Raw genomic sequence first — 534 nt, forward strand, 5'->3', positions numbered from 1 at the left:
AAAACCGTTTGAACAAAACGCAATCGCAAGCTCGTGGCCAGCTGAAACTGTCACACGTTGTGCAATCGGGTGAAAGTTTGTGGTCTATCGCTCGTGACAACAAGGTTTCACACCAATCGCTAGCAAAATGGAACGGCATGGGACCAAAAGATACCCTGCGCGTCGGTCAAAAGCTGGTGATTTGGAAAAAATCAGACCAAGGCGCCGTGATTCGTACCGTGTTCTACAACGTTCGCTCTGGCGACACCATCAGTGGCATCGCAAGCAAATTCAAGGTGAAGAGCAACGACATCGTAAAATGGAACTCGCTGCATAAGCAGAAGTACCTAAAACCGGGTCAAAAACTTAAGCTGTACGTAGATGTAACTAAGGTAAGTGTATGAACCCGTCAAGTAACCCACTCGTAATGTTGTTGGATATATTCCGTTCTCCAACCTCTTGTTTTCTTGCGCTTTATCAGCGTGGTGGTTGGGGATGGCAACCTTTCATCTTTTTGATGCTAAGCCCATTCCTATTTTGGGGCGCGTACTTTTC

At 46.6% G+C, this 534-nt stretch carries 1 protein-coding gene; it reads left to right on the forward strand.

The window, feature by feature from the left end:
* On the forward strand, positions 1-383 hold a 383-nt coding region (locus R8O11_RS30805; RefSeq protein ID WP_318195333.1), incomplete at its 5' end, for a LysM peptidoglycan-binding domain-containing protein.
* Positions 384-534 lie beyond the last annotated feature (151 nt).

Source organism: Vibrio sp. 1288 (genome assembly GCF_033344475.1).